Genomic DNA, 4,327 nt, shown 5'->3' on the forward strand with positions numbered 1-4,327 from the left:
GCGGCGGCGCCCGCCTCGAGGACGCGCCGGGACTGCTCGGGCGTGAACGCGCCGCGCTCGCAGAACGCGTCGATCCAACGCGAGTGGGGCGCGCAGGCGTCGAGCATCTCACCGACGACGAGGTCGACGTACGCGTCGGGCCGGTCGGCGTACTCCGCCGGAACGACATGCGCGCCGAGGAAGGTGACCTCGTCGGTGACCTCACGGGCGAGGCGCACGATCCGCTCCTCGGCGGCGACGGAGAGCCCGTAGCCCGACTTCACCTCGAACGTGGTCGTGCCCTGCGCGTGCAACTCGGCGACGAAGGCCGCGAGCCGCGCCCGCAGCTCATCGTCGGTCGCGGCGCGGGTCGCGGCGACGGTCGAGCGGATGCCGCCGGCCTCGTAGCGCTGGCCCGCCATGCGTGCCGCGAACTCCTCGGCGCGGTCGCGGCCGAACACGAGGTGCGTGTGGCTGTCGACGAAGCCCGGGATCATCGCGCGGCCGCCGACATCGACGACTTCGACGTCGGCGTCCCAGAGGGTGCGGTGCTCCTCGGCCTCGCGACGGTCGTCACGGTCGAGGAGACCCGTGAGCTGCTCCTGCGCGTGGAGGGCGTGGTCGACCCAGGCGATGCGGCCGTCCTCGACGAGCAGGGCGGCGTCGCGCACGACGCCGAGCGGTCCGCCGTCGCGGTCGGGCGCCGGATCGTTCGTCACGAGCTCGGCGATCCCCGTGAGCAGCATGCGTGTCGCTGCGCCGCCGTCGCTCATGCGTCGAGCATAGGCACGCGCAACCCGCGTTCGCGAGCGACCTCGACGGCGCGGTCGTAGCCCGCGTCGACGTGGCGCATGACGCCCGTGCCCGGGTCGTTCACGAGCACCCGGGCGATCTTCTCGGCGGCGAGGTCGGTGCCGTCGGCCACGACCACCTGGCCGGCGTGGATCGAGCGGCCGATGCCGACACCACCGCCGTGGTGGATCGACACCCAGGTCGCGCCGGACGCCGTGTTGAGCATGGCGTTCAGCAGCGGCCAGTCGGCGATCGCGTCGGAGCCGTCGGCCATCGACTCGGTCTCGCGATAGGGGCTCGCCACGGAGCCGGAGTCGAGGTGGTCGCGGCCGATCACGATGGGCGCGCTGAGCTCGCCCGAGGCCACCATCTCGTTGAACTTCAGGCCGGCGAGGTGCCGCTCCTGGTAGCCCAGCCAGCAGATGCGGGCAGGGAGGCCCTCGAAGTGCACCTTCTCGCCGGCCTGCGTGATCCAACGGCGCAGGTGCTCGTCGTCGGGGAAGAGCTCGAGGATGGCGCGGTCGGTCGCGGCGATGTCGGCCGGGTCGCCCGAGAGCGCGGCCCAGCGGAACGGGCCCTTGCCCTCGGCGAACAGCGGCCGGATGTAGGCGGGGACGAATCCCGGGAACTCGAACGCGCGGTCGTAGCCGGCGAGCTCGGCCTCGCGGCGGATCGAGTTGCCGTAGTCGAACACCTCGGCACCCGCGTCCTGGAAGCCGACCATCGCGGCCACCTGCTTGGCCATGCTCCCTCGTGCGCGATCGGTGAAGCCTTCGGGGTCCCGCTCGGCCTCGGCCTGCCAGTCCTCGAAGGGGACGCCCACGGGCAGGTACGACAGCGGGTCGTGCGCGCTGGTCTGGTCGGTCACGATGTCGACGGCGATCTCGCCGGCGCGGTGACGCAGGAGCAGCTCGGGGAACACGAGGGCCGCATTGCCGACCACGCCGACGGAGCGCGCCTCGCCGGCGTCCTTCGCCGCGACCACCCGGGCGATCGCCTCGTCGAGGTCGGTGTGGTACTCGTCGAGGTAGCCGTGCTCGACACGGCGACGCAGCCGCGTCTCGTCGACGTCGACGATCAGCACGGCGCCGCCGTTCATGGTGACCGCGAGCGGCTGCGCGCCGCCCATGCCACCGCAGCCGCCGGTGAGGGTGAGCGTTCCGGACAGGGAACCCCCGAAGCGGGCCCGCGCGATCGCGCCGAACGTCTCGTACGTGCCCTGCAGGATGCCCTGGGTGCCGATGTAGATCCACGAGCCGGCGGTCATCTGGCCGTACATCGTGAGCCCGAGCTGCTCGAGCCGGCGGAACTCGGGCCACGTCGCCCAGTCGCCGACGAGGTTGGAGTTGGCGATGAGCACGCGCGGCGCCCACTCGTGCGTGCGGAACACGCCGACGGGCTTCCCGGACTGCACGAGCAGCGTCTCGTCGGCCTCGAGGTCCTCGAGGGTGCGCACGATCGCGTCGAACGCCTCCCAGTTGCGGGCGGCCTTGCCCGTGCCGCCGTAGACGATGAGGTCCTCGGGGCGCTCGGCCACGTCGGGGTCGAGGTTGTTCATGAGCATGCGCAGGGGCGCCTCGGTCTGCCAGCTCTTCGCGGTCAGCTCGGTGCCGCGCGCGGCGCGGACGGTGCGCGGGCCGGTGACGGCTGCGGTGGGTGCGTCGGTCATGCCTCGATCTCATCGCACGCGGCATCCGGCGACAACGGATGCCACGTGGTGCGCGTCTGGGATGCCAGACGAACGACCCCAGCCAGGTCAGCCGAGCGGGATGCCGCGGGCCGCCATGAACGGCACCGCGTCGACGGCCACACCGTCGAGGTGCACCTCGAAGTGGAGGTGGCATCCCGTGGAGGCGCCCGTGCTGCCCACCGCGCCGATCAGTTGGCCCGCGGTGACGTTCTGGCCCGGCACCACGAAGGTGCCGCCCGCGACGAGGTGGCCGTAGCCCGTGGCGACACCCGAGCCGTGGTCGATGAGGATCCAGTTGCCGAGGCTGCCGTTCGGCGCGGCGTCGGCGACGACGCCGTCGGTCGCGGCGAACACCGGGGTCTGGCAGGCGGCCGCGAGGTCGGTGCCGCGGTGGAAGTCGTTCACGCCGGGAACCGGCTTGACCGGGCGGGGCCCGAAGCCGTCGCTGATGCGACCCGCAACGGGGATCGCCCAGCCCTGGTCGCTGAGTTGGCCGGCGTCGGCGGGAAGCGTCTGGATGAGCGAGATGCTGCTGGCGGCGACCCGGCTGTCCTCGGCCGCCCTGGCCTGTACATCCTCGAGATCCTGCCTGGCGTCGGCGAGGGCCTGCTCGGCGTTCGCCACGTCGTCTTGCAGCGCCTCGACGGGCACGTCGTCGACGGCCGTCCAGGCGGCGTCGGCGCGCTCCTGCGCTGTCTCCGCCTCTGCCGTGCGCTTCTCGACGATGGCGAGGAGCTTCTCGGCGTCGCCGGAGATCTGCTCGACCCGCGCGAATCCGCCGAGTCCGGCGAGGAGGTCATGGCCGGCGCCGAATGCCGCGGGCATCGACGAGAGCGTGGCGCTGCCGCCACCGCGGGCGGCCGCGACGTACACGCGCTTCGCCGCGTCGACGTCCTGCTGTGCCGCGTCGGCCACGTCCTGCAGGCGCTGCGCGACGGCTCGGGCGACCTCACGCGTGGCGCGGGCATCGGCGAGCGCGGCCTCGGCCTCGCGCAGCTCGGTCGTGGCACGCGTGATCGCGGAGCGTGCGGCGACCAGCGCGGCGTTCTGGGCCTGCGCTGCGCCGGAGACGGTTCGCGTGGTGGGCCGGAACGAGGTGCCCGAGCGGGGCGTGCCGGTCGAGGGTGTCGGCGTCTGCGTGCCGGGGGCCTGCGTGCCGGGGGCCGGAGTCCCAGGTGGCGTCGTCGGCTCGCCGGTCGCCGGCGGCTCGGTGGGCTCGGGCGTCGGAGTCGGCGTCGGGTCGGGCGTCGGCGTCGGCGTCTCCGTCGGCGGGGCGGGCTCTTCCGTCTCGGGCGCCGGTTCCTCGGTCTCGGGCGCGGGCTCCTCGGTCTCGGCAGGCTCGTCCGTCGCGGGCGGGGTCGCTGCGGGCGTCTCCGACGACGTGGCATCCGACGACGAGGTGTCCGATGTCTGGGCCGGCGGGATCTCCTCCGCGGAGGCGGGGGCCGCGCCGAACGCGCCAAACATGACGACGACGGTGGCCGCCGCGAGGGCGACGCCACCACGACGGGCGCCCCGGGCATACCAGGGGCGATCCTCGCCGAAGTCCGTGCAGCGTTGCGTCATGTGGTTCCGTTCGGGTCACGGCCGAGGCCGCTGCCGTCCAGTCTGTCATCGAGGTGGGAGGGAGACAACCGTTCTGCCCCTTCGTGCCTGCCCCAGTCGGGGGGACGTCCTGATCACCCCGGAAGAACCTCTTCGCACGTTTCAGTCGAGGGCGCCGGTCGCGGCGGACGCCCGCGCGACGACCGTTCCCGAGGCGACGAGGTCGGTGAGGGCCCCGATCTCGGGGGAGAGGAAGCGGTCGGCACCGGGCACCGCCCCCACCTCGGCGGCCAGGGCGACGACAGCGCCGGTGGCCGCGCC

Annotated in this window: 2 protein-coding genes and 1 pseudogene; all 3 read right to left on the bottom strand. The window is 73.4% G+C overall.

The features are described 5' to 3' along the window. Positions 1-752 (bottom strand): annotated as a pseudogene (locus GH736_RS18045) (imidazolonepropionase); the annotation flags it as partial. Beyond that, positions 749-2,440 carry a urocanate hydratase gene (gene hutU / locus GH736_RS18050; protein WP_159605799.1) on the bottom strand — a complete coding sequence of 564 codons (1,692 nt, stop codon included), beginning with the start codon at positions 2,438-2,440 and terminating at the stop codon, positions 749-751. The gene hutU and the pseudogene GH736_RS18045, both read right to left, overlap by 4 nt. Before the next feature lie 87 nt (positions 2,441-2,527). Continuing rightward, positions 2,528-4,027 carry a M23 family metallopeptidase gene (locus GH736_RS18055; protein WP_159605801.1) on the bottom strand — a complete coding sequence of 500 codons (1,500 nt, stop codon included), beginning with the start codon at positions 4,025-4,027 and terminating at the stop codon, positions 2,528-2,530. Between the last annotated feature and the right edge of the window lie 300 nt (positions 4,028-4,327).

Source organism: Agromyces humi (assembly GCF_009720255.1).
Lineage (GTDB): Bacteria > Actinomycetota > Actinomycetes > Actinomycetales > Microbacteriaceae > Agromyces > Agromyces humi.